We start from the raw sequence: 21,095 nt of genomic DNA, 5'->3' as shown, positions 1-21,095 counted from the left end.
GCCGAGGACGCGCCATGATGCCAGTAGGCCCGGCCCTGTCGCGGTGGACGATGTCGTATTTCGGCGCGGCACTGTCTTACCTGCTGCTGGCGGAGTGCCTGCTGGCAGCAGGCGTCTGGACGCCCTCCCTCGACGTGGCAGAACCTGGAGCGCTTGCCATCGTGCATGCCGTGACGCTCGGATGGCTTCTGCTTCTGATGATCGGATCGTTGCTTCAGTTCGCGCCGGTCCTGACAGGCAGTGACAGATCCGCCAGCCGCTTCGATCCGATCGTTTTTGCCTGCATGGTCGCCGGCCCGGCACTTCTCATGCTGGGCTTTCACCTGATCAGCCGCGGTTCCGTTGCAGCCGGCCCGGTCATGATTGCGGCGTCCGCCACGATTTCACTCTCGATCGCCGCTGTCTCGCTATCCTTATCTGCCCTGCTCTGGCGGGGAAGATGCTTGCATGCCGCCTCCCTCATCGTTCTCGTCGGTATCGGATGCCTGCTCGTCACGACGGCCTTCGGCGCCCTGTTTGCGTTGACGATCTCCGGCGAGGTGGAAGCACCCGAAGTCGTCGCCTATGGCATGGATGCGGTCGCTTTTCATGCGAGTTTCGGCCTCGGCGGTTGGATGACCTTTGCGGCGATCGGCGTCAGCTACAAGTTGCTTCCGATGTTCCTGCTGTCCAACGATATGCGCAAGGCGCAGCTCATTCGCCGATCGAGCACGCTGGCGGTCCTTCTCCTGTCGGTGGCAGCGATCGCCGCCGTCGTCGAACCCGATTTTGCGCGCGCCATTTTCCTGTCGGCCGCGGTGCTGTTTGGGCTGATCATAGCCGCCTATCTCTTCGAAATTTACGGAACATATAGCGCCAGGCGCCGCCCCGCGCTCGAGCTGAATACGTTGGGATCGCTGCCGGCCTTCGCGATGCTCGGCCTCTCCGTCTCCCTTCTTGCGTTGTCCCTTTTCCTCGATGCCGAGACGCGTATCATATCGGCAGTCGTCTATCTTTTCGTATTCGGCTGGCTCACGGGCTTCGGTCTCGCGCAGCTCCTGAAGATTGTCCCATTCCTGACCTGGATCGAAGCCTTCGGTCCGCTTCTTGGCCGCAGACCGACGCCCAAGCTTGGCGAGCTGATCAACGGGCGTCGCGCCGGCGTCTGGCTTGGCATCTTCTACGTTTCGGTAGTCGGCGCGGCGGCCGCGCTCTGCGCTGGATGGGACCTGGGTTTTCGCGTGTTCGCGATCGTTCAAACCGCATCGACGCTCGCTCTTATCATCGAGCTGGTGCTCGCCCGCGCGCTCGCGAACGTAAAACCAGACATCAAGACCGCACCATTTCACAAACCGGCGCTGTTCGTCGCCGCCAACCACAGAGGTAACGCCAATGGTCCAGTTCCGTGAACTCGACGTCCGACAGATCCTGCGCGATGGCGGCATGCCATTCCAGCTCATCATGGATGCGTTCGCCGGCCTCGATCCCGATGAGGGTCTGAAGCTGCGCGCAATATTCGAGCCCGTCCCTTTGATCCGCCAACTTGAAAAACGCGGCTATTCACATGTCGCAACGCGTCTGGCTGAAGATGATTGGGAAATCGATTTCATCCCGAACAAGCCCCTCCAGCATTCTGAACCCGCCGTCGCCGCAACGGAAGCGGTTTGGCCCGAGCCCGTCTGGAACCTGGACCTGACCGATCTTGCACCGCCTGAGCCGATGGAGCGGATTCTCTCCCGGCTGGAGACGATGGAAGACGGCGAGGTTCTGTTTGCTCTTCTAAACCGGGAACCTGTCTTTCTCTTCAATGAATTGAAGGCGCGAGGTCACGAGTGGATCGGCAACTTTGATTCGTCCGGCAAGACCTATCGGATCATGATCCGGACAACCACGGGGGATCAGAACAATGCCGGCGCCTGAGGTGACGGAACAGGACGTGCGCAATGCGCTGCGCGAGATAGAAGACCCCGAAATGGGAAAGAGCATCGTCGATCTCGGCCTCATCTACGAAATCGATGTTACCGAGCCTGCGGTCGTCAAGATCAAGATGACAACGACCACCCGCTTCTGTCCTGCGTCCGGCTATATTGCCGACGCGGCGCGTCAGCGCATCGAGGACATTGCCGGCGTAAGCCAGGCCATCGTCGATCTTGTCTACGAACCGGCCTGGTCGCCGGACATGGTATCGCTCGTCAGCCTGCCGAAGACCTGAGGCTTTGCAGTCACGTTTTTTCTTATGGCGGACCGATCGCGCGACGAGCAGGATCGCACATCGAATCGGGATAGTCCGTCTGCCCTCCCATTTGATTGGAAAGGCCATGAGCGAAGACCTTGCGGATAGAACGAGCCTATTTGGATTGCCGACAGACGGTAGCCCCATCGTTGACGCTGCCGTGCTCGCAGGGCGCTTCGGCCTTACGCCCGACCTCCTGCTGGATCATCTGCGCCGGGGTTTTGTCCGCTCGAGAGTGGAGATCGGCGCCGGTGACGACGCCGGCAAGCGGCGTCTTTCCGTTCGTATCGGTAATCGCGTCTGGATTGCGATCGTCAACGAGAACGGCTGCGTGCTCAGCGAAGAAATGCAGTATTCGGGTATGGCGCCGGGAGGCGGGCTCGGCTGAACGAAAAAAGGCCGCTCGTGCGGCCTTTTCAATGCCGGCAATGTCACCCTCCCCTCATCGTCAGAGGCTTGCGCCCCGACCACAGGAGCGGCGTATGTTCAAGTGCAAACAATCCGAAAGCCGCCGTCCAGCCTATCGCCGCCGCAGCAAGGATCTCGGTGCTGAGCGCAGGGATCAGTTCGGCAAGCGGCCGAACGAGGGCAACACAGCCAAGCAGGACATAGGAGACATTAGTCATCCGGCTCGATTTCAGTTTCCGCCCGGTATGGCCGCGTATTGCCCTTGTCATCACTGCGAGCATCATCATCGAAATTGTACCGATCGCCAAGACATGCAGCACGGCCACTTCGGCCAGCCACCCTGCGGCTTGAACCGAAATGGCGGCAAAACCGAGCGGTACGAACAGGAAGGTGGCGTGCAGGACGAACAGGATGGGTTCCGGCCAGGTGGTCCAGCCGCGCCAGCGAACAAGCCTGATCATATTGAGGACCGCCGCGACACCCGCCGTCCCCCACGTTGCCGTCGAATGCGGCGCGTACGCCCACAGGACAAACGCCACAGCACCGATGATGATGATTGCCGCATCGAAACTGTTATACGGCACCGGAAAGTCCGTGCGGCCGAACTGATTGATCCAGTTGCGGGTGAAACTCGGCAGGATCCTGCCCCCGACGATCGTCACGAGCAGCACGTAGGCACCAATCGCGAAACGTATCGCCAGTTCCGGACCTGCGCCGTCTATGACCTCGATGTGGAAAAGCACATTTGCGAGCGAAAGGACGAAAAGCCCGGCGATGACCTTCAGGTCCTTCCATTTTTTTCCAGCCACGACTTCTCTCGTACAGACGAGGAGCATCACCGGTAGAAACAGGCTGTCGATGGCGGCGGCCGGCACGATCCCGGTTGAGCCGCTGAGCAACATGGTGATACGGCCGGCGCACCAGATCGCGAACAGCACCGCCAGCGGCCTGCCGGCAATCGGCAGGCGTCCGGTCCAGTTCGGGATCGCCGTCAGCAAGAAGCCGGCCAGAACGGCTGGCGCGAAACCGAACAGCATCTCATGGGCATGCCAGTACAATGTCCCGTAGTCCGATGCGACAGGAACGCCGAAGCTGAGATAGGCCATCCATAAGTTTAGGCTTGCGATGGCCCAAAGCGCCGATGCCAGAAAGAAGGGCCGGAAGCCGTAGGAGAAGAGTACCGGTCCGGTTCGCGACATGCCGCGCGGAAGATCTCGCGTGGCATCCGAAGTGTTTTTCATTTCCATGTCTCCGAATTGACCACACAGAAATGCCAAAGATTGTCAGGGTAGTCGTTGAGATTACGCAAATAGCAGCGGCAGAACTTTGCGCTGACACAAACAGTTAGTTTGCTCCAAATCAAAGAGTCCAGCGGGCTTTCTACTATTTTGCTTCTCGACCGGGCGGCATGCGCTCGCTCTTGGACTACAGGAGATTAGAGATGACGAATACTCTGCAAATGACCCGTCGCACGATGCTTACGGGCGCTGCTGTCGCAGGAGCGCTGACGCCCATACTCATCGTCAACGGTTCCGCTCATGCCGAGGAGGTGATGGCAGCGAACGCGCCCAGAAAAGCGCCGGCCGCTGACCTCACCAAGCTACAGCGCGAGAAGGTCGAGCTGGTCAAGCCACCCTTCGTCCACCCGCATAGCCAGAAAGCCGAGGGTGGCCCGAAGATCAAGGAATTCACGCTGACCATCCAGGAAAAGAAGATGGTGCTCGACAAAGATGGGACCGAGGTGAACGCGATGACATTCGACGGATCGGTGCCCGGCCCGCTGATGGTCGTCCACCAGGACGATTATGTGGAGTTGACGCTGATCAATCCTGAAACGAACACCATGCAGCACAATATCGACTTTCACGCCGCCACCGGCGGTCTTGGCGGCGGTGCGCTGACCGTCGTCAATCCCGGCGAAAGCACCGTCCTGCGCTTCAAGGCGACGAAGGCCGGCGTCTTCGTCTACCACTGCGCACCTCCCGGCATGGTGCCCTGGCATGTCACATCGGGGATGAACGGCGCAATCATGGTTCTTCCGCGTGAAGGTCTCACCGACGGCCATGGGAAGCCCCTCGTCTACGACAAGATCTACTATGTCGGCGAGCAGGACTTCTATATTCCGCGTGACGAGAACGGCAAATTCAAGAAGTATGACAGCCCCGGCGAGGCCTATGAGGATACTCTTGCCGTCATGAAGACGCTGACCCCGACCCACGTCGTTTTCAATGGTGCCGTCGGCGCGCTTACGGGCGAAAATGCGATGGCGGCCAAGGTCGGCGAGACCGTTCTCATCGTGCATTCGCAAGCCAACCGCGATACGCGACCGCATCTTATCGGCGGCCACGGCGAATATGTCTGGGCGACCGGCAAATTCGCGAACGTGCCCGACATAGACCAGGAGACCTGGTTCATCCCGGGCGGCACCGCGGGTGCGGCACTCTACACCTTCGCGCAGCCGGGCATATACGCCTATGTCAACCACAACCTCATCGAGGCGTTCGAACTCGGTGCGGCTGCCCACTTCAAGGTCACGGGGGACTGGAACGACGATCTGATGACTTCGGTGAAGTCGCCATCGGCCAGCTGACCTTGAAGGGGACTGTGCAGGCCGTGAGGGCGGCCTGCACAGTATGTTTTCTTTAAAAAGGGGGCGCATGTTGCGAAAAGGACATGACACCGCACGCCGAGACCACAGGAGTTTCCGGCATCTCGATCGCACTTCCGCTTGCGCTTCTTGCGGTCCTGTCCGCAGCGCTTGCGGTTGAGACCGGGTTCGTGAATATCGGGCGGCGCGACGCCGCTTTAGCCGCTCCCGAGACCGTCATTATTGCACCCCATGAATTCCAATATCGCGACGCGACCGAGTACTTTCGCCGGGGCCTGGCTGTCGATGCGCCGAAGCGCAAGACCAATGTCCGGACACCTCTGGCGATCATGAAATATCAGACCAGCCTTGCCGAGTATGACGGTTGCGTGGCTGATCGCGCCTGCCCCGAGCCGGAAGGGCGAAGCGCCACCTCCGGCGACGACACGCCGGTAACCGGCGTCAGCTATGAGGACGCGCTGCGCTACGCGAACTGGCTATCGCAGAAGACGGGCAAGACCTGGCGACTTCCGACGGACTTCGAACTCGCCTACGCTGCTGCCGATCGTTTTCCCGACGACGCGCTCGGTGTCGATGCGGACAGTAAGAACCCTGCGCTGCGCTGGCTTGCAGATTATGAACGCGAGGCGCGCCGCGCCGCCTCGAGCGACCCCGCGCCGCAGCCGAGGGGATCGTTCGGCGTGAGCCAGACCGGGCTTGCCGATTTCGGCGGGAACATCTGGGAATGGACCTCGACCTGCAACAAGCGTGTCGACCTCGAGAAGGAAACCGTCATCGACGACCCCGGCCCCACAGACTGCGGCATCATGATCGCCGCCGGCAGGCACCGCGCTCCGATGAGCACCTTTGTGCGAAATCCCAAAGGCGGGGGATGCTCGGTCGGCAGCCCGCCCGACAATCTCGGTTTTCGGCTCGTCCGGCAGCCGGGCTTCGTCGAGAGCATCGAAGACTTCACGCGCCATGTCGTCGCCGATATGATCGGCGGCGGCCTTTTGAAAGGAGTTCAGCGGAGCGACGATGAAGGTTGACCGTACAGTTTTGAAGTCGCTGGCGCTTTTCGAGCGCATGACGGATGCCGACCTCGACGCCATGCTCGAGCATGCCACACCGCGCCGCATCGTCCAGGGCGATGCGGTCTTCGAGCAGGGAGCGTCTGCGAAATCGTTCTTCCTTCTGCTCCACGGCAGGCTCAAGGTCACGCAGGTCACGCATGACGGCCAGCAGATCATCGTCAGAATGGTCCATCCAGGCGATCTGTTCGGCTTCGCCATGGCGCTGCGCCGGCAGGACTATCCGGGAACGGCCACCGCCGCAGCGGAAAGTCTCGTCCTCGGGTGGCCGACCGACATGTGGTCGCGGTTCGTCGAGCAAAATCCTCGCCTGGCAGTGACTGCGATGCAGACGATCGGCGAGCGGCTCGAGGAAGCGCATACGCGCATACGCGAGATGTCTACTGAAGAAGTGGAAAAGCGGGTCGCCCATGCCGTGCTTCGTCTGTCCAAACAGGCCGGCAAGGCTGTGGGAACCGCTATCAAAATCGATTTCCCGATATCTCGGCAGGATATTGCTGAGATGACGGGGACGACACTGCATACAGTGTCGCGAATCCTGAGCGCATGGGAAGGCAAGGGCATCGTCGTGGGCGGCAGGCAGAAGCTGACGGTTACTGATCCACAGCGTCTTTTGAAGCTTGCGGAAGGCAAAGGCGACTAGCGGCCGAATTGTGAAGAGCCAGATATGAGGATAACGCGTCGCGGCCTGACTGCGGAGGGTTGAAGGCGGCCATGAGGCCGGTGGTCGCCCCTATTTCAAGCCCGGGACGGCTGCGGCGGATGTCGGGCCGCGCGCCCGAATGGACGGACCTCCAAGCCGAGTTCGGCAATGTCACGGTTCAGCTTTTGTCCTAATGAAACGTGTCATGCGCTGCCTTCCACGCGGCGATGTCGTCCTTCGATACGTGTATCGGGGAAAATGTCGACTGCGGCTGCAGAAGCATCTTCGAAGCGGCGATTTCGCATATCGTGCCGACATGCTCCTGCAGCCGGGATTCGTCGGCGCGGGGTGGATTGCAGATCTGGAGCAAGGCGTCGCGATCGATGATGACAACGCGCTGCGCACCTTCGTGCTCCATCAGCACGACGCCTGTTTCTCCGGAGGATTTCAGGAATGCGGTGATGAACCTCGGCAACATCCGGGCTCCCTCCTCTTTCGTCCATGATGGATCAGAGCATAACGGATAGTGCTTCGGCGTCTTTGACAGACATCAAAGAGAAAGAGGACCGCATGCCATAAGAATCAAGCCGTGGTGCGCGGCAACTGCGCATTCAGACAAAGGAGAGGATACCGATGCGCGCGTTGCAAAAACCCTTCATCGTCGAGATCAAAAGACGTCGGCGCCGCCGCCCGGTCAATCCCATCAACGTCCCAAGAGGCGGGCAAGACAAGACCCGCTAGCCAGTTTCGTCTGACCTGTTTTAGCCCAGAAATGCGACGATCCAAATGATCGAAAACGCTGCAATCGGCAGGAACATGATGAATGTTGCGCCCATTCTGGCGGCAAGGCGCCCATTGTAGAGGGCGCCGATCCGCAAAACCAACACTGCTGACCAGGCGGCGGCGGCAAGAACAAGGCTTCCGCGAAAAAGATCCAAGCAAGGTATGACGACGCCGTCAGAGCGCAACTGCGAAACGGTCAACGAAAGCAGCCCGCTGAAAAGGCAGGCTGCGGCAAGCGGAATGAGCGCTTGGGTAAGATGGTGAAGGGGGCGCTCTCTCATTCGGAGGATTCGTACGCAGGCCGCAAGAGGAATGCCGAACACGATTGTGGCCGCGACGACCGACACCGACAGAAGGATCAGGAGCGCAACGGCATCCACCAATGTCATGACATCATTCTCTAAGGGGTAGTCGGTCAGGACCCACCAAGGCAGGCGCAGAGAAAGCGGCCAAATCAGGTGCAGGTCGAGGCATCGTTCCACCAACCATAGGCGGATCATCTGGAAGAGACCACTATCGGACCAATGCAGCGCGGCCGGAACCAGGCCGAGCAGAACCGGAACGATCAGAACCGTCTCCCCCATGGTCGCTAGCCGGCCGGAGCCGTGGACGATGTCGCTGGCCGGATTGCGCCAGGACAGCCGGATTGCTCCGCGATAACCGGAACACCGACCGCACATGTGGCAAGCGGCAGCACCCTGCATGGTCTTGATGGGGATGAGCGGCGCGCAGTTGACGGCGCTCGAACGCCCCTGTTGCTGATTACCAGGGCGCCAGCTGTCGGGATCAACACGGAAATGCAAAGGCGCGATTTTCGAAACCGTGGCGAAAACGCCGTTGACCGGGCACAGAAACCGGCACCACACTCTTTTTGCCTTGCCGTAGCGGGCACCGATGACGATGGCGGCGAAGGTCGAGCCGCCAAGCAGCAGTGCGGCGGGTTTCGGATACTGGTAGATGCTTGTCAGCTGTCCATAGACCGTCGTTGAGACGAAGGACACGACCGGCCATCCGGACCATTTCATCCATCCCGGAATTGCCCGCCCGGCGCCGTGCTGGCTGGCAAATTCCGAAAGCGCGCCTTCCGGACATAGGATTCCGCACCAGAAGCGGCCCACCAGTGCGGTGGCGAGGATGATGAACGGCCACCAGACACCCCAGAAGACAAACTGTGCGAAGCGCACGACGTTGTTCCATGCATAATCGGTGTGCGTGGGAAGCGGCAGCAGGAGCGGAACCGTGAGAAGCACCACATAGAGTGCCACCATTGCCCACTGAAGACGCCGGATTGCTGCCTGATGGCGGAGAAGGACATCACCGAACGTGGCAACAAGTGCCGGTGCGGCACGAAGAGAAGACGTCATGCGGGCGCCTTGCCGGCCAGAGGAGGCGCATAGGCCAGAGACGCGATCAGCCAGTAGAAGCCGAGGCTGAGAAGAGGAAGAAGCTCCGGCCGGGCGCGATAGCCCACCAAACCGGCGAGAAAGGCGCCGAAACCGTTGCCATCGTCGAGCAGCCGGCTTGAATCCCACAGTGGTTCCGTCATGGCCGAGAAAATTCCAAGCGAAATCACCTTGTCGACGACAAGCATGGTCAGCCCGCTTCCGAGGATCAGGAGCAGCACCTCGCTGACGCGCGAAAGCACCGTCCTGGAGATCAATTTCGACCCGGTTTTAAACGCCCAGAAGCTGATCGCGGCAAGCACGAAGCCAAACAGGCCCGCAGCGACGACGAAACCGGCCTGCCAGCCTTGCGACGAAGCCATCAGCCCGAACAGGAAGACAACCGTCTCCGCACCCTCCCTGGCCACCGCAAGCGCTGCCAGCGTGGCAAGCCCGAGCCAGTTACCGGTCTTCACGTGCCGGACGGCCCTGTTTGCAATATCTCCGGTCTGACCGCGCTCCATCGCGCGCATCCAGAATACCATTCTGAGCATGAGGACAGCGGCGAATGCTGCCATGATCATCTGCAGGATATCCTCGCCGTCCCCTTCGAGGACATCGCTCGCCCTGCTCATCATCAGCGCCAGCATCAGGGCGAGCGCGAGGCCGGCGCCAGCGCCGGCAAGGATCCAACTGGTTACCCGCCCGCGTGCCTCCGGCGCCGCCCTCGCGGACCACGTCAACAGGATTCCCACGACAAGCAAGGCTTCGAAGCTTTCCCGCCAGACCACCGAAGCAATGTCGAATGTTTGCAGAGTGAGACCCGCGCTCATCGGGCGACCAGCGCTGCCGGAGGCATGTCGAGATGGAAATCATCGAAGAAGGCATAGTTCCCTTCGCGCAATGAGCGGAAGACGAGGAAACTCGATACGCCGGGTGCGAGAACCTTCTCCTTGCGCAGCGGAATGCTTTCGAACTCGATAGGGGTCGAGCCGTCATTGTGGAGTTCAAGCTTGAAACGGGTGTTCGCAGGCACCTCGATGACCGATGGCGAGACAACGCCATTGCTGAAATGAACCTCGAAAACCGGATCTTCCTCTTCAGCGAAGGCGGTCGGACAAGGTGCCGTCAGCGCGGCTGCAGCCAGCAGCCGCATCAACCAACCGATGGCGCGCATCAATAACCGCCCTTCTTGCCAATGCCGGCGAACACGAAGTCGAATTTCAGCGCGAAGGCGCCGGGCCAGGGAGCAACGCCTGTCTCCTTATCGACGTGGCGCCCGAAAGACATCTCGCCGTGACCGCCCGGATGAACGTTGAGCTCCAGCTGATAGCGGCCCGGTCCCGACAGCTTGAGGTTATCGCCGTAATGCGGCCCGTCGCTCGCGACCATGGGTTCCAGCGATCCAACTTGCTCCCCGCCATTGTCGAGGTTCCTGACCGTGTATTCCACATGCAGGTTGGGAACCCAGTCGCCTTCCGCAAAGCCGTTCGCATTTTCGGCGGTCGCGTGGATATCCGCCTCCAGATGGATGTCTGACTCCGCCGCAGCACGCATCATGTCTGGCGGATCCATCTCGATTGGTTGGAGGTAGACCGCTGCGACTTCCATGCCCGCTGCGATCTGAGGCGAGCCGATCGGATATTCGGCAGCCTTCAGAGCGAGCGGCATTGCGATGAGAGCGAGAGGAGCGGCGAATAGGCTGGCAGCGCGGAGCATGATGGCGACCCCAAAAAGATGAGTATTGCCGTCACGTTTAACAGCGCGATCACGCTGTTCTTTGCGCTGGCGCAAAGATGCGCGGTTTAGCGTCGGGCAGGCCTTTGTCGACCGCACACGGCGGAAATCTCGTCAACGGGGTCGTCCATTGCGTGACTTTGGTCAAAGTTACCGCGGGCCATGACCGATACATCACCTTCGACACAGGGGGATAACCACGTGATCCAGTTCGTCAGCGCGTTCAGTGTCTTTCTCATTCTGCATTCGATCCCGGCGATCCCGAAGATTCGCCTTCGTATCATCCGGTCGATCGGCAAGCCGACCTATATCCTTGCCTATTCCGTTGTTTCGCTGGCAGCGCTGGTCTGGCTCTTTTCCGCAGCACTTGCGCTCGACTATGTTCCGCTGTGGGAGCCTCGTCCGTGGTATGCGGCGATGAACTTCATGCTCGCGCCGGCGGGATGTTTTCTCGTGCTTGCCGGTCTGATGAGCACAAATCCCCTGTCCATATCGATCCGTTCGGCGGGGCCGGCCGCCGCGGTTTCGCAAATCACCCGACACCCCGTGCCATGGGGATTTGCTCTCTGGGCGCTCGGCCATGTCATCGCCAACGGAGACTTGCGTTCGCTCCTGCTGTTCGGAGGTCTCGGGCTTTTCGCACTCGCCGGCATTCCGATGGCCGAGCGCCGGGCGAGAAAGCGTCTCGGCGCTCACTGGGAGATCTACGCCGCGCAGACGTCCGTCTGGCCCCTGGCGGCGTTTGTTTCTGGGGTCCGGCCGAAATCGGACGCAGCACTTTTGGCAGCAGCGGTGGCCACGATCGCGCTGGTCGCCTGGCTGCTCCTTGCGGGCGGTCACGCCCTGCTCTTCGGAGCCGACCCGATTTCCGTCTTCGGCTGATCGAAATCCGCCTCGCCGGACCAGGCGCTTGCCAGCGGCGCGACCGGCAGGCCCAGGAGATCGACGGCGCGGCGGGCAAGGTGATCCACGATCTCCTGCACCGACTGCGGCCGGTTGTAGAAGGCGGGAACCGGCGGCATCACGATCGCACCCATTTCCGTGACCGATGTCATGTTGCGCAGGTGCCCAAGATGCAAGGGCGTCTCGCGGGTCATCAGGACAAGCCGGCGCCTTTCCTTGAGTTGGACGTCGGCAGCACGTGCCACGAGACTTGTGGAAAGGCCGGTTGATATTGCTGCGAGCGTCTTCATAGAGCAAGGCGCCACGATCATTCCCGCGACGGGAAACGAGCCGCTGGCAATCGTCGCGCCGATGTCGCAATTGTCGTAGCTTCTGTAAGCCTTCGGCAGCATCCGGTCGTGGGCGTCGGCCCCCGCCTCATACAAGAGGGTTCGCTTGCCGCTTTGCGTAACGACGAGATGCACCCGCACGCCTAGCCCGCACAAGAGATCCAGGACTGCAAGGCCGAGGGCTGCGCCGGAGGCTCCAGTCACCGCCAACACGACGTGGCGCTGCTCAGGAAACGATGTCACGTTTGATCCTTTCCCAGGTTGTTGCCGCGCGCGCCGCAATATCGGACGGCATGCGCAACTCGCGACCCCACTCGCGGTCGCTTTCCGGCCCGATCTTGCGGGTGGCGTCGAGGCCCATCTTTGTTCCGAGACCCGCTCGGGGTGATGCGAAATCAAGATAATCGATCGGCGTGTTTTGAAGGACCATCAAATCGCGCGAGGCATCGAACCGCGTCGACACGGCCCACATGACATCCTCCCAGCGCCGCACGCCGATGTCGGCATCGACCACGATGATGAGCTTGGTGTAGTTGAATTGCGGCAGCATCGACCAGAGCCCCATCATCACCCTGCGCGCCTGCCCCGGATAGCGCTTGTCGATGGCGACGACCGCCATGCGGTAGGAGCATGCCTCCGGCGGCAGCCAGAGGTCGGAGATTTCGGGAAACTGTCGTCTCAGGATCGGGATGAACAGCTCTGTCATCGCCTCCCCGAGCCGGGAGGGCTCGTCCGGCGGACGACCTGTATAGGTCGAGAGGTAAAGGGGCGAACGACGGGTGGTGATGGCGCTCAGCCGGACGACCGGAAAGGGTTCGACACTGTTGTAGTAGCCGGTATGGTCTCCGTAAGGACCTTCAGGCGCTGTCTCATCGATCGACACGCGTCCCTCCAGAATGATCTCGGCGCACGCCGGCACGTCGAGCGGCACGGTCAGGGCTCTGGCAAGCTGCGTGCGCGCTCCGCGCAGGATTCCCGCGAAATTCAGTTCGCTCATTCCTTCAGGCAGGGGCATGACGGCGGCAAGCAGCGTCGCAGGGTCTGCGCCGATCGCGATCGCCACGGGCATGTCCTGACCGCGTCGCTGCCATTGGCGGAAATGTTTCGCGCCGCCGCGATTGGAAAGCCAGCGAACGATCAGCGAGGAGCGGTCGCGAACCTGCATCCGATAGATGCCGACATTGACGTCGTCAGGATCGTCGGGATCGCAGGTGATGACCAACGGCCAGGTCACCAGAGGGGCCGGTTCGCCCGGCCAGCACCATTGGACCGGAAGCATGCCGGTATCGATATCGGCTCCACGGTAGACCATCGCCTGCGACAGGGCCCTGCGTCGATGCCTTGGCCGCATGCAGCTTGCGGCCTTGAGCAGAGGAAGCCTGCTCAAGGCGTCTGCGAACGATTTTGGCGCAGATGGATTTCGCAGGTCGGCAAGATCCTGCCCAAGTTGCCCGAGGCCGCCCGTCTCGATCCCGAAGCCAAGCTCAATTCGCTCCCTTGTGCCGAACAGATTGACGAGCACCGGAATAGGGCTGCGCCGTCCATTGGCGTCTATCGGTGCCTTTATGAGAAGGGCCGGACCATTTTCCTCAAGGACATGCCGATGCAGGGCGGTCAGTTCATGGACGAGCGACACCGGTTCGTCGACCGACAGAAGCAGCCGGCGCTGCTCGAGTTCGCGGATGAAGGATTGCAGGTCGGCATAACGTTTGATCTTGGGTGCATCGTTTAGCATGGGGATGCAATCGGCGAGGAAACCGCTCCTGTCTTTGTCTCAGGACAAACAGCGCGAATGCGCCAGGCCCTAGGGTGCCCTTCTCACGAGAAGAGGGCTCTATGCTTGTTTCATCCCGCCTGATCACTGCGGCCGGCATCGTGCCGTTGCCGATCGCAGCCCGCGCCGCGTCCCTGTTGTTTCAGCAGGTGCTCAAATCGCATTCCCGGCTCTTCGACCGGCTCGGCGATTATCGATATTCGAGTTTTGGTTTTGCCCCTTCCGACCTTGCCTTCGAGTTCGTGATCCGGCCAGCCGGAGACAGCATCCAGACCTTTCGGCGGGGGCGCGCGCCAACTGCCGACGCCAGGATCAGCGGCCCCCTGTTCCTGATGCTTGCGCTTGTCGAAGGCAGGCTTGACGGCGATGCCGTCTTCTTCGCGCGCAAGCTTACCGTGACAGGCAATATGGAAGCCGTGCTGGCACTTCGAAACGCGCTCGACGACAGCGCAATCGATCTGGTGAAATTGGCCGGAGACATGTCGGGGCCGGTCCGCCGTCCGGTCATGGGAGCACTCTCCTCCATCCGGCGCCGCGCACTCGAAGCTGCGGGTGCAAGATGGAATTGATATGCCCGGCCGGAACACCCTCATCTTTCAGAGAGGCCGTCGATGCTGGTGCGGACGCGGTCTATTGCGGCTTTCGCGACGAGACGAATGCCCGAAACTTCCCGGGCTTGAATTTTGACGTGCAGGAACTCCGACAAGCCGTGTCCTATGCCGGTGCCCGAGGCGTCAAGACGTTTGTGGCACTAAACACCTTCATGACGGCAGGGCGGGAGGACCTCTGGTATCGCCGGGCGCAGGAAGCAGCCGATGCCGGGGCCGACGCGCTGATCGTTGCCGACTTCGGATTGATGGCACATGTTGCCGAACGTCATCCGCACCAGCGCCTGCACATCTCCGTGCAGGCTTCCGCCTCCAATCCGGACGCCCTTGCCTATCTGGTCGAAAGTTTCGGCGCAGCCCGGGTCGTCCTTCCCCGAACGCTGACGGTCACCGACATTGCCCGCATCGCCCGTCAGGTGTCTTGCGAGCTAGAGGTTTTCGTCTTCGGCGGCCTCTGTGTCATGGCGGAAGGGCGGTGTGCACTGTCTTCCTATGCCACGGGAAAGTCGCCCAACATGAACGGCGTCTGCTCGCCGGCAAGTCACGTCCGCTATAGGCAGGAAGGCACCGACATGGTGTCGGAACTCGGCGGGTTTACGATCAACAGGTTCTCCGAAAAGGAGCCGGCCGGCTATCCAACCCTCTGCAAGGGGCGCTTCGAGATCGGCAAGAGCAAGACCTATGCCTTCGAGGATCCGGTTTCGCTCGATGTCATGGATCAGTTGGACGAACTCCGGGCAGCCGGTGTCGCGGCGCTGAAGGTGGAGGGGCGCCAACGCGGCAAGGCATATATTTCGCAGGTCGTTTCGACGCTGCGCGCCGCGATGGAAGCCGCCCCTGCCGATCGTCCGGCTTTGATGGCCCGTCTCAAAGCCCTCAGTGAGGGATTGGAGACGACGCAGGGCGCCTATGACAAGCGGTGGAGGTGAGAGATGAAGCTGACACTTGGCCCGCTTCAATATCTCTGGCCGAGCGAGAGATGGCGCGACTTCTATTTTGGGATCGCCGACGAGGCCCCTGTCGATGTCGTCGTCATCGGCGAGACGATCTGCTCCAAGCGCCTGCATTTCATGGAAGCCGAACTGGCTGCTGTCATCGAACGGCTGGAAGCAGCAGGGAAAGAGGTCAGGCTCTCGACACTGGCCCTGGTGACATTGGAACGCGAGGCGAACTATCAGAGGGCGCTCGCTCAGGAAGATGTCAGGCTCGTCGAGGCCAATGATCTCTCTGCCCTTAATCTCCTGAAGGGCCGGCCGCACACCGTCGGACCGCTCGTCAATGTCTATAATGCAGCTGCCGCACACGTCCTTGCGTCCAATGGCGCGACGGCGATCTGTCTGCCGCCGGAGCTTCCCGCTGCCTCCGTGGCCGCCATCGCTACGTCCTGTCCTGATCTCGATATCGAAGTCTTCGCCTTCGGCCGCATGCCGCTCGCCATTTCTGCGCGCTGCGCTCATGCGCGCTCGAAAGGGCGGACCAAGGACAATTGCCAATTCGTCTGCCAGGAGGATCCGGACGGCATGACGGTCAACACCATTTCCGGCCAACCCTTTCTTGCTCTGAATGGCGTGCAGACGCTTTCGCATACATGCCAAGCCTTGCTTGAGGGCCCCGGCGAGTGGATGGCGCAGGGCATCCGTTCGCTTCGGCTATCGCCGCAGGCCTGCGACATGGTCGAAGTATCCTGGATTTTTCGCCGCGTTCTGAATGGCGACACCGAGAGCGAACAGGCGCTGGCGGAGCTGCGCGACGTCTATCCGCAGATTCCGCTGTCGAACGGGTTCTACCACGGTAAGGCCGGCGCGGAATGGGTCGCGCGCCTGAGAAACGCGAGGGATTTGGGAGAATGACAATGAGACTCGCGAAAAAAGAAGCTTCGGGCGACAGACGGATTTTAACTGCCCTGCGCCAGATAAAGGCCTTTACGAAGGAACCCCATTCCGACTGCAACTGCACCCTTCTCGTCGGCGAATTGCTGCGCATCTGATGCCAAGACAAAGGGCTGCGGTCGTACAGGAGCTGTTCATGTCGGCCTTGCGCCAGAAAGCGAAGGTCGGGACGCTCATGGAGCTTCTCAAGGAACTGGAGCAGTTCGGACCCGCCTCCGAGATCGGCGAGGTCGAGGAAGCGGCTCTGATTTTCGATGACGTGGCAAAGCAGGCAAGAATGGGCTCTCAACTTCTCAAGGCCTTCCTCGCCAATCGGCGCGACGTTCTTGACGCTGAGCAGACTGTTATCGGGAAAGAGGCTGGAGAGCTTCCGTCATGAAGGCGGAGTATTGCCGGGACCGACGCATCGACCTGCTCGAATTCATGGGCTGCGGCAGCTCGGCAGGCAGCGAGGCACGCGCAGCCATCGAACTGTTTCTCCTGCAGATACGACCGCTTTTCGCGCCGGAACCGAATGCCGGCGGGCGAGCGAGCATTCAGCGTAGGCCCGCCGAGAATGAAGCGGTCGGGAATCTCTATCCATAAATCAGCGACCTCGACTGCGACCAGCAGTCGGCCGCCAGTTTCACAATCATCGCCGCGTTTGCGCCAGATCAATCACGATCGAGGCGAAAAGTCTAAGCTCGCCATATTGCAGGGAGTCATCGGAATGGGAAGCTTTAGTGCATGGCATTGGCTGATCGTCCTCGCCATTGTCCTCATCCTGTTTGGACGCGGCAAGATCCCCGAGCTGATGGGCGACGTCGCCCATGGGATCCGGGCCTTCAAGAAGGGCATCGACGACGAGAAGGACGGGAATGGCGATGAAGATCGGCCTTGATTCGGACCGAAGCGTATTCGGTCGTGCTGAACGTCCAGGAGAGCGCAAGGTGGCGTATTCGATCATCTCGGCCCGATTCGACGACGCAGAAAAATGCGGCCTCATCGATCTTCAACTCGCTGACCAAATCAGGCGCGTGATCGTCACCAGGCGATCGCTGCTGAGCGTTGCCTCGCCCCCGCGGGCGAACGAGGCGCGGCTTTTCCAGTTTCTGCATTGCTTTTGCGAGATCGCCCTCGCCTATGGCAAATGCGATCCGAGGCGTGCGCAAGCCCTGGTCGTCACTGCAACCGAGGTAAGTTGCTGGCGCCGCGGCCATGCGCGGTCAGAACCGCTGTGGACGTGGCAAGGTATCGGCGGTGCCATCACACCCTTTCCCAACCGAACCGATCCCTCGGCCGAGTTACACGCTTCGGCAGAAGCGCTCCAACGCTTCGCGGGTGCATAGTTTCCGAACATATTCCTCGTCCTGATGGGGCGCGATATGGTGGAGCACGAGCTTGAGCAGCTCCCATTCGGTGGCACGATTGCGATTGAACCACGACGCCTCTGCAATACCCTCATAGATGTGCAGAACGCGACTGGCGGTGATTGGATCGATGTCTCTCAGGAGCATTTTGGCACGGGTCGCTTTTCGAACATGGATTCACATAGCTGTGGATGCGAGAGCTTCGCTCGTCCTTGACAAATCTCAATCTGGCCGCAGCAATGCTTGAACTGACATAGATCAAGACCGTCGATCAGGATTCATGAGAAGGGTGGCAGACGATCGGGGACCGGATTTGATGAACCTGCCGACATTCGTTATCGCCGTCTTCTCGCTGCTGATCCTTCCAGGTCCTACCAATGCCGTTCTGGCCCTGGCGTCGACAGTATTGACCGTAAGGCGGTTCCTGTCGCTCATCGCCGCGGTGGTGCTCGCCTATCTCGCAATCGCCGTTCCGGTGTCGAGCATTGCCGCTCCGCTCCTCAATGGCCATCCAGGCATCGCTAGCACCGTCAAGCTGATCTCGGCAATCTGGGTTCTTTGTCTTGCACTGAAGCTGTGGGTTCCGGCGCCGGCGGGCGGCCAGAACAGGCTCGGCGGCGTTCAGCTCTTCATCACCACGCTGCTCAATCCGAAAGCAATCATCATCGGCCTTACCCTGGTGCCCGCTGTCGAAGCGGGGATACCCGCAGCGATGGTGGCGTTCGTCTGCTGCGTGGCAGTGACGTCGGCGATATGGCTCGGCCTTGGCCGCCTGCTCGTCGGACGTTACGTGCAAGTCCCACCTCTTGCGCGCCATTGCGGTTGTGCGGTGCTGGTCGCCTTCTCCGTGACACTTGCCATCGACGCTCTTTGGGCCTGAGAGCTGTGAGATCTTCGTGACAGCGGTTCAGCATGACTTCCTCGAAGCTATGTATCGCGCTGCCCATTCTCGATACGGTGCAAACGGCAAAGCTGCCACCGCCTGCCCGCCGGTGCCTTCCCCGATCAGCAGACAAACGAGTGACCGTGGGCAAGCGCCGTCGGACAGCGAACGCGGCGCACAAGCGAAGGCCGCGTCTTAGGCGGCTTTCCGTCTCAAGAGGCTCATCAATTCGGTCTCGGCGACGATATGCCTGCGCATTCGCTGTGCCAGGCCGCGCAGCGTATATGCAATGGTTTCGGAGCACAGCTCGCTACTGTTGCTTTGCAGATCGTGAAAGATGTTCACAAGGTTCTGTGTGGCGTCGCGATCATGCTGACGGTCCTTCCGCCGCCGCTCGATGGCGATCTCGGCCGCCGTTTCGCAGCCATAACAGCCCGCGATCGCCGGAAACAGAAACGCCTCTTCCAGTCTGTGGACACGATCGACGAGCGCCAGAAGATTGGCACGGATGTTATCCGATACCTGCGCATCGATATGGCAGGGCAGGAAATCCGCAAGGGCCTGCATGACATCGCACCACGATGCCAGTTCACGGTATTTTTCTTCGAGTTCGGCAAGCGGTGACTGCGTCGCGATCATGTCTATATCGGGTCCCCTGGAAACGGCGACTGGAAAGTTAGACCCCGCTTGCCGCAGCCGCCTTGTCTTGCATCAAATATGATGCGGGATCGTTTCTTGACATCGGTCAATGTATGATCCCTGGGGAAGGCTAGAGTTGGGTGACCATCCGGCGGACAAAGGCAACGACCCGATATGTACCGAACGATAGTCTGCGCAATAGGCAACGGCCCGCGCGAAACGGCCGAGCGTATCCTGAACAAGGCAGCCGGCCTCCTCGACAAGGATGGCTCGATCTTCGTCATCCACGCCGTCGAAACCATGCCACGCTACATGACCACGAGCCTGCCGGACGACTTTCAGACCGCCGCCATAAAGGACGCGGAGGCGAAGCTGACCCTGCTCTGCCGGCAGATGAATATCCCTGCCTTTATCGAGGTCCATGCCGGCAGCGCGGCCAGGGTGCTTTTGGCCGCGGCGCGGGAAAAGGGGGCCGACCTCATCATCCTGTCGACCCATGTGGCAGATATTACCGACTATATTTTCGGAGCCGTGGTCGATCGCGTGGTGCGTCACGCCAAATGCTCGGTCCTCGTCGACCGCAAGAAAGTCCAGGACATAAGCTGAACCGCGCGGTAGAGAAGTGGCGCACTGATCGCATTCGACCTCTGCAGCGGCGTACTGTTTCCCCTTCGTCGTCCGGCTCCCTGTAGCTGATGCAAAGATACAGGCGGGAACGGGCAGCCTGGGCGCAACGTACGACATGGCCATCGTCTCTACCGCGCATCCGCCAGCGCCCGCCGGAACCTGATGAGCGCGCCGCAAAAAAACAGCACGCCGATTGCCGTAAGCGCCGCCACCTCCTGCCAGACCGCATCGAAGCCAGCGCCGCGGTAGAGGATCGCCTGCGACAGCGAGACGAAATGCGGCGCCGGCGAAACCACCATCGCATATTGCAGCCAGAGCGGCATGTTATCCATCGGCGTCGTACTGCCGGAAAGGAGGTTCATGCCAATCAGGATCGGCATCGAGATCAGCCCGAATTGTGCCATGGAACTGGACACCGTGGCGATAAGGATGCCGAGCGATGTGACGGAGAACTGGTAGAGCACCGCACAGAAGACGAAAAGCCAGAGAGAGCCGGCAATCGGCACCGAAAGCAGCCGTTCGACCACGACGACGAGCGACAGCACCGCCGCCACGACGATCACAAGCCCATTAGCCCAGACCTTCGACATCATGATCTCCGCCGGCGTGATCGGCATGACGAGGAGATGCTCGATCGTGCCATGCTCCCGCTCGCGGACCAGCGCCGCGCCCGTCAGAATGACCGAAAGCATCGTCACATTGTTGATGACCTGCATGACCGCCGTGAACCAGGTCGATTGCAGATTGGGATTGAATCGCGCGCTGACGACGAGATTGACTGGCAGCGCAACGGCCTTGTTCGGTAAGGCCGTCGCCATCTCCTGCAGGATAATGCTCTGAACATAAGAGGCTCCGTTGCCGGCCTGCGCCATGGCCGTCGCGTCGATATCGAGCTGCAGCGTAGGCTTGCGACCGGCAATCGCATCCTCCTCGAACTTGGGCGGGATCTCCAGCACGAAGACGAATCGACCGGCATCCATGGCCGCATCGACCTCCTGAGCGCCGATCAACACCGGCTCCTTGAAGAAGGGCTGCAGCATCGCATCCCGTAACCGCGTCGAGAGCATCGACCGGTCCTCGTCGACAATGGCGACCGAGGCGTTCGCGACTTCGAGCTTGGCGCCGGTCGAAACAGTATAGACGGCGATGGTGAAGGTGTAGACGATGAGGACCATCATCACAGGATCGGCCTTCAGGCTATAGAGCTCCTTGATGCCGAGTCGGAAAATCCGGTTGAGCTTGTCCCACATG

The 21,095-nt window shown here is 60.7% G+C and carries 28 protein-coding genes; 18 read left to right on the top strand and 10 right to left on the bottom strand.

Annotated elements, in window-relative coordinates; all coding sequences use genetic code 11:
* Nucleotides 1-14 precede the first annotated feature (14 nt).
* The 4 genes from JNB85_RS08865 to JNB85_RS08850 all read left to right on the top strand — a co-directional run bounded on the left by JNB85_RS08865 (nucleotide 15) and on the right by JNB85_RS08850 (nucleotide 2,600).
* Nucleotides 15-1,388, top strand: a complete 1,374-nt coding sequence (locus JNB85_RS08865; RefSeq protein ID WP_220333959.1) for a hypothetical protein — start codon at nucleotides 15-17, stop codon at nucleotides 1,386-1,388.
* Nucleotides 1,372-1,899, top strand: a complete 528-nt coding sequence (locus JNB85_RS08860) for a DUF2249 domain-containing protein (protein ID WP_220333958.1) — start codon at nucleotides 1,372-1,374, stop codon at nucleotides 1,897-1,899. Before JNB85_RS08865 ends, JNB85_RS08860 begins: the two co-directional genes overlap by 17 nt.
* Nucleotides 1,886-2,191 (top strand): metal-sulfur cluster assembly factor, encoded by a 306-nt coding sequence (locus JNB85_RS08855; protein ID WP_220333957.1) that lies wholly within the window; start codon nucleotides 1,886-1,888, stop codon nucleotides 2,189-2,191. The genes JNB85_RS08860 and JNB85_RS08855 overlap by 14 nt, the downstream gene beginning before the upstream one ends.
* A 106-nt stretch (nucleotides 2,192-2,297) precedes the next feature.
* Nucleotides 2,298-2,600, top strand: a complete 303-nt coding sequence (locus JNB85_RS08850) for a DUF6522 family protein (RefSeq protein WP_220333956.1) — start codon at nucleotides 2,298-2,300, stop codon at nucleotides 2,598-2,600.
* Between the two features lie 43 nt (nucleotides 2,601-2,643).
* On the opposite strand, the gene JNB85_RS08845 is transcribed toward JNB85_RS08850, so the two are convergent.
* Nucleotides 2,644-3,861: an NnrS family protein gene (locus tag JNB85_RS08845; protein ID WP_220333955.1), complete on the bottom strand. Its 1,218-nt coding sequence runs from the start codon at nucleotides 3,859-3,861 to the stop codon at nucleotides 2,644-2,646.
* Nucleotides 3,862-4,061: 200 nt separating this feature from the next.
* On the opposite strand from JNB85_RS08845, the gene nirK reads away from it, so the two are divergent.
* From nirK to JNB85_RS08830, 3 genes are all read left to right on the top strand, one after another.
* On the top strand, nucleotides 4,062-5,210 hold the full coding sequence (gene nirK, locus JNB85_RS08840; RefSeq protein ID WP_220333954.1) for a copper-containing nitrite reductase: 1,149 nt from the start codon (nucleotides 4,062-4,064) through the stop codon (nucleotides 5,208-5,210).
* A gap of 83 nt (nucleotides 5,211-5,293) precedes the next feature.
* On the top strand, nucleotides 5,294-6,256 hold the full coding sequence (locus tag JNB85_RS08835) for an SUMF1/EgtB/PvdO family nonheme iron enzyme (RefSeq protein WP_220333953.1): 963 nt from the start codon (nucleotides 5,294-5,296) through the stop codon (nucleotides 6,254-6,256).
* Complete coding sequence (locus tag JNB85_RS08830; RefSeq protein ID WP_220333952.1) at nucleotides 6,246-6,941, top strand: Crp/Fnr family transcriptional regulator; 696 nt, start codon at nucleotides 6,246-6,248, stop codon at nucleotides 6,939-6,941. Before JNB85_RS08835 ends, JNB85_RS08830 begins: the two co-directional genes overlap by 11 nt.
* 190 nt (nucleotides 6,942-7,131) lie before the next feature.
* Here JNB85_RS08830 and JNB85_RS08825 read toward each other — a convergent pair whose 3' ends face one another.
* From JNB85_RS08825 to JNB85_RS08805, 5 genes are all read right to left on the bottom strand, one after another.
* A complete protein-coding gene (locus tag JNB85_RS08825; RefSeq protein ID WP_220333951.1) occupies nucleotides 7,132-7,419 on the bottom strand; it encodes a hypothetical protein in 288 nt (95 codons plus the stop codon).
* A 283-nt stretch (nucleotides 7,420-7,702) separates the two neighbouring features.
* Nucleotides 7,703-9,088: a 4Fe-4S binding protein gene (locus JNB85_RS08820; RefSeq protein ID WP_220333950.1), complete on the bottom strand. Its 1,386-nt coding sequence runs from the start codon at nucleotides 9,086-9,088 to the stop codon at nucleotides 7,703-7,705.
* On the bottom strand, nucleotides 9,085-9,939 hold the full coding sequence (locus JNB85_RS08815; protein WP_220333949.1) for an FTR1 family iron permease: 855 nt from the start codon (nucleotides 9,937-9,939) through the stop codon (nucleotides 9,085-9,087). The genes JNB85_RS08820 and JNB85_RS08815 overlap by 4 nt, the downstream gene beginning before the upstream one ends.
* On the bottom strand, nucleotides 9,936-10,283 hold the full coding sequence (locus JNB85_RS08810) for a cupredoxin domain-containing protein (protein ID WP_220333948.1): 348 nt from the start codon (nucleotides 10,281-10,283) through the stop codon (nucleotides 9,936-9,938). The genes JNB85_RS08815 and JNB85_RS08810 overlap by 4 nt, the downstream gene beginning before the upstream one ends.
* Nucleotides 10,283-10,825, bottom strand: a complete 543-nt coding sequence (locus tag JNB85_RS08805) for an iron transporter (RefSeq protein ID WP_220333947.1) — start codon at nucleotides 10,823-10,825, stop codon at nucleotides 10,283-10,285. The genes JNB85_RS08810 and JNB85_RS08805 overlap by 1 nt, the downstream gene beginning before the upstream one ends.
* A gap of 219 nt (nucleotides 10,826-11,044) precedes the next feature.
* On the opposite strand from JNB85_RS08805, the gene JNB85_RS08800 reads away from it, so the two are divergent.
* Nucleotides 11,045-11,725 carry an NnrU family protein gene (locus JNB85_RS08800; protein ID WP_220333946.1) on the top strand — a complete coding sequence of 227 codons (681 nt, stop codon included), beginning with the start codon at nucleotides 11,045-11,047 and terminating at the stop codon, nucleotides 11,723-11,725.
* Here the strand turns inward: JNB85_RS08800 and JNB85_RS08795 are convergent.
* Nucleotides 11,680-12,318: a UbiX family flavin prenyltransferase gene (locus tag JNB85_RS08795; protein ID WP_220333945.1), complete on the bottom strand. Its 639-nt coding sequence runs from the start codon at nucleotides 12,316-12,318 to the stop codon at nucleotides 11,680-11,682. The genes JNB85_RS08800 and JNB85_RS08795 overlap by 46 nt on opposite strands.
* Complete coding sequence (locus JNB85_RS08790; protein ID WP_220333944.1) at nucleotides 12,302-13,810, bottom strand: UbiD family decarboxylase; 1,509 nt, start codon at nucleotides 13,808-13,810, stop codon at nucleotides 12,302-12,304. Before JNB85_RS08790 ends, JNB85_RS08795 begins: the two co-directional genes overlap by 17 nt.
* Nucleotides 13,811-13,911: 101 nt before the next feature.
* Here JNB85_RS08790 and ubiT point away from each other — a divergent pair, with 101 nt between their 5' ends.
* From ubiT to JNB85_RS08750, 9 genes are all read left to right on the top strand, one after another.
* On the top strand, nucleotides 13,912-14,418 hold the full coding sequence (gene ubiT, locus JNB85_RS08785; RefSeq protein WP_220333943.1) for a ubiquinone anaerobic biosynthesis accessory factor UbiT: 507 nt from the start codon (nucleotides 13,912-13,914) through the stop codon (nucleotides 14,416-14,418).
* Nucleotides 14,409-15,386 carry a ubiquinone anaerobic biosynthesis protein UbiU gene (ubiU, locus tag JNB85_RS08780; RefSeq protein ID WP_220333942.1) on the top strand — a complete coding sequence of 326 codons (978 nt, stop codon included), beginning with the start codon at nucleotides 14,409-14,411 and terminating at the stop codon, nucleotides 15,384-15,386. Before ubiT ends, ubiU begins: the two co-directional genes overlap by 10 nt.
* 3 nt (nucleotides 15,387-15,389) lie before the next feature.
* Nucleotides 15,390-16,307: a ubiquinone anaerobic biosynthesis protein UbiV gene (gene ubiV, locus JNB85_RS08775; protein ID WP_220333941.1), complete on the top strand. Its 918-nt coding sequence runs from the start codon at nucleotides 15,390-15,392 to the stop codon at nucleotides 16,305-16,307.
* A gap of 2 nt (nucleotides 16,308-16,309) precedes the next feature.
* Entirely contained in the window at nucleotides 16,310-16,444 is a 135-nt protein-coding gene (locus JNB85_RS30920; RefSeq protein ID WP_262928176.1) for a hypothetical protein, read from the top strand.
* 38 nt (nucleotides 16,445-16,482) lie between these two features.
* Nucleotides 16,483-16,725, top strand: a complete 243-nt coding sequence (locus JNB85_RS30625) for a hypothetical protein (RefSeq protein ID WP_223216465.1) — start codon at nucleotides 16,483-16,485, stop codon at nucleotides 16,723-16,725.
* Nucleotides 16,722-16,931: a hypothetical protein gene (locus tag JNB85_RS08765; RefSeq protein WP_220333940.1), complete on the top strand. Its 210-nt coding sequence runs from the start codon at nucleotides 16,722-16,724 to the stop codon at nucleotides 16,929-16,931. The genes JNB85_RS30625 and JNB85_RS08765 overlap by 4 nt, the downstream gene beginning before the upstream one ends.
* A 124-nt stretch (nucleotides 16,932-17,055) precedes the next feature.
* Nucleotides 17,056-17,226 carry a twin-arginine translocase TatA/TatE family subunit gene (locus JNB85_RS08760; RefSeq protein WP_220333939.1) on the top strand — a complete coding sequence of 57 codons (171 nt, stop codon included), beginning with the start codon at nucleotides 17,056-17,058 and terminating at the stop codon, nucleotides 17,224-17,226.
* Nucleotides 17,204-17,674 (top strand): hypothetical protein, encoded by a 471-nt coding sequence (locus JNB85_RS08755; RefSeq protein WP_220333938.1) that lies wholly within the window; start codon nucleotides 17,204-17,206, stop codon nucleotides 17,672-17,674. The genes JNB85_RS08760 and JNB85_RS08755 overlap by 23 nt, the downstream gene beginning before the upstream one ends.
* 337 nt (nucleotides 17,675-18,011) lie before the next feature.
* Entirely contained in the window at nucleotides 18,012-18,575 is a 564-nt protein-coding gene (locus JNB85_RS08750; protein ID WP_220333937.1) for a threonine transporter RhtB, read from the top strand.
* Between the two features lie 198 nt (nucleotides 18,576-18,773).
* Here the strand turns inward: JNB85_RS08750 and JNB85_RS08745 are convergent, their stop codons facing one another.
* Entirely contained in the window at nucleotides 18,774-19,217 is a 444-nt protein-coding gene (locus tag JNB85_RS08745) for a hemerythrin domain-containing protein (RefSeq protein ID WP_220333936.1), read from the bottom strand.
* 174 nt (nucleotides 19,218-19,391) lie between these two features.
* Here JNB85_RS08745 and JNB85_RS08740 point away from each other — a divergent pair, with 174 nt between their 5' ends.
* Nucleotides 19,392-19,823 (top strand): universal stress protein, encoded by a 432-nt coding sequence (locus tag JNB85_RS08740; RefSeq protein WP_220333935.1) that lies wholly within the window; start codon nucleotides 19,392-19,394, stop codon nucleotides 19,821-19,823.
* 149 nt (nucleotides 19,824-19,972) lie between these two features.
* Here JNB85_RS08740 and JNB85_RS08735 read toward each other — a convergent pair whose 3' ends face one another.
* Nucleotides 19,973-21,094 (bottom strand): ABC transporter permease, encoded by a 1,122-nt coding sequence (locus tag JNB85_RS08735; RefSeq protein WP_220333934.1) that lies wholly within the window; start codon nucleotides 21,092-21,094, stop codon nucleotides 19,973-19,975.
* Nucleotide 21,095: the final 1 nt, after the last annotated feature.

Source organism: Rhizobium mesosinicum, assembly GCF_019511345.1.
GTDB lineage: Bacteria > Pseudomonadota > Alphaproteobacteria > Rhizobiales > Rhizobiaceae > Rhizobium > Rhizobium mesosinicum.
Note: the sequence above shows the minus strand (reverse complement) of the source record. Positions and strands in the feature narration are given on the sequence as shown.

What these genes read in the sequence shown, in the direction of transcription:
- JNB85_RS08865 (WP_220333959.1), top strand. Translation starts at nt 15, where the DNA reads ATGATGCCAGTAGGCCCGGCCCTGTCGCGGTGGACGATGTCGTATTTC.
- JNB85_RS08860 (WP_220333958.1), top strand. Translation starts at nt 1,372, where the DNA reads ATGGTCCAGTTCCGTGAACTCGACGTCCGACAGATCCTGCGCGATGGC.
- JNB85_RS08855 (WP_220333957.1), top strand. Translation starts at nt 1,886, where the DNA reads ATGCCGGCGCCTGAGGTGACGGAACAGGACGTGCGCAATGCGCTGCGC.
- JNB85_RS08850 (WP_220333956.1), top strand. Translation starts at nt 2,298, where the DNA reads ATGAGCGAAGACCTTGCGGATAGAACGAGCCTATTTGGATTGCCGACA.
- JNB85_RS08845 (WP_220333955.1), bottom strand. Translation starts at nt 3,861, where the DNA reads ATGAAAAACACTTCGGATGCCACGCGAGATCTTCCGCGCGGCATGTCG.
- nirK (WP_220333954.1), top strand. Translation starts at nt 4,062, where the DNA reads ATGACGAATACTCTGCAAATGACCCGTCGCACGATGCTTACGGGCGCT.
- JNB85_RS08835 (WP_220333953.1), top strand. Translation starts at nt 5,294, where the DNA reads ATGACACCGCACGCCGAGACCACAGGAGTTTCCGGCATCTCGATCGCA.
- JNB85_RS08830 (WP_220333952.1), top strand. Translation starts at nt 6,246, where the DNA reads ATGAAGGTTGACCGTACAGTTTTGAAGTCGCTGGCGCTTTTCGAGCGC.
- JNB85_RS08825 (WP_220333951.1), bottom strand. Translation starts at nt 7,419, where the DNA reads ATGTTGCCGAGGTTCATCACCGCATTCCTGAAATCCTCCGGAGAAACA.
- JNB85_RS08820 (WP_220333950.1), bottom strand. Translation starts at nt 9,088, where the DNA reads ATGACGTCTTCTCTTCGTGCCGCACCGGCACTTGTTGCCACGTTCGGT.
- JNB85_RS08815 (WP_220333949.1), bottom strand. Translation starts at nt 9,939, where the DNA reads ATGAGCGCGGGTCTCACTCTGCAAACATTCGACATTGCTTCGGTGGTC.
- JNB85_RS08810 (WP_220333948.1), bottom strand. Translation starts at nt 10,283, where the DNA reads ATGCGCGCCATCGGTTGGTTGATGCGGCTGCTGGCTGCAGCCGCGCTG.
- JNB85_RS08805 (WP_220333947.1), bottom strand. Translation starts at nt 10,825, where the DNA reads ATGCTCCGCGCTGCCAGCCTATTCGCCGCTCCTCTCGCTCTCATCGCA.
- JNB85_RS08790 (WP_220333944.1), bottom strand. Translation starts at nt 13,810, where the DNA reads ATGCTAAACGATGCACCCAAGATCAAACGTTATGCCGACCTGCAATCC.
- ubiT (WP_220333943.1), top strand. Translation starts at nt 13,912, where the DNA reads ATGCTTGTTTCATCCCGCCTGATCACTGCGGCCGGCATCGTGCCGTTG.
- ubiU (WP_220333942.1), top strand. Translation starts at nt 14,409, where the DNA reads ATGGAATTGATATGCCCGGCCGGAACACCCTCATCTTTCAGAGAGGCC.
- ubiV (WP_220333941.1), top strand. Translation starts at nt 15,390, where the DNA reads ATGAAGCTGACACTTGGCCCGCTTCAATATCTCTGGCCGAGCGAGAGA.
- JNB85_RS30920 (WP_262928176.1), top strand. Translation starts at nt 16,310, where the DNA reads ATGAGACTCGCGAAAAAAGAAGCTTCGGGCGACAGACGGATTTTAACT.
- JNB85_RS30625 (WP_223216465.1), top strand. Translation starts at nt 16,483, where the DNA reads ATGTCGGCCTTGCGCCAGAAAGCGAAGGTCGGGACGCTCATGGAGCTT.
- JNB85_RS08765 (WP_220333940.1), top strand. Translation starts at nt 16,722, where the DNA reads ATGAAGGCGGAGTATTGCCGGGACCGACGCATCGACCTGCTCGAATTC.
- JNB85_RS08760 (WP_220333939.1), top strand. Translation starts at nt 17,056, where the DNA reads ATGGGAAGCTTTAGTGCATGGCATTGGCTGATCGTCCTCGCCATTGTC.
- JNB85_RS08755 (WP_220333938.1), top strand. Translation starts at nt 17,204, where the DNA reads ATGGCGATGAAGATCGGCCTTGATTCGGACCGAAGCGTATTCGGTCGT.
- JNB85_RS08750 (WP_220333937.1), top strand. Translation starts at nt 18,012, where the DNA reads ATGAACCTGCCGACATTCGTTATCGCCGTCTTCTCGCTGCTGATCCTT.
- JNB85_RS08745 (WP_220333936.1), bottom strand. Translation starts at nt 19,217, where the DNA reads ATGATCGCGACGCAGTCACCGCTTGCCGAACTCGAAGAAAAATACCGT.
- JNB85_RS08740 (WP_220333935.1), top strand. Translation starts at nt 19,392, where the DNA reads ATGTACCGAACGATAGTCTGCGCAATAGGCAACGGCCCGCGCGAAACG.
- JNB85_RS08735 (WP_220333934.1), bottom strand. Translation starts at nt 21,094, where the DNA reads ATGTGGGACAAGCTCAACCGGATTTTCCGACTCGGCATCAAGGAGCTC.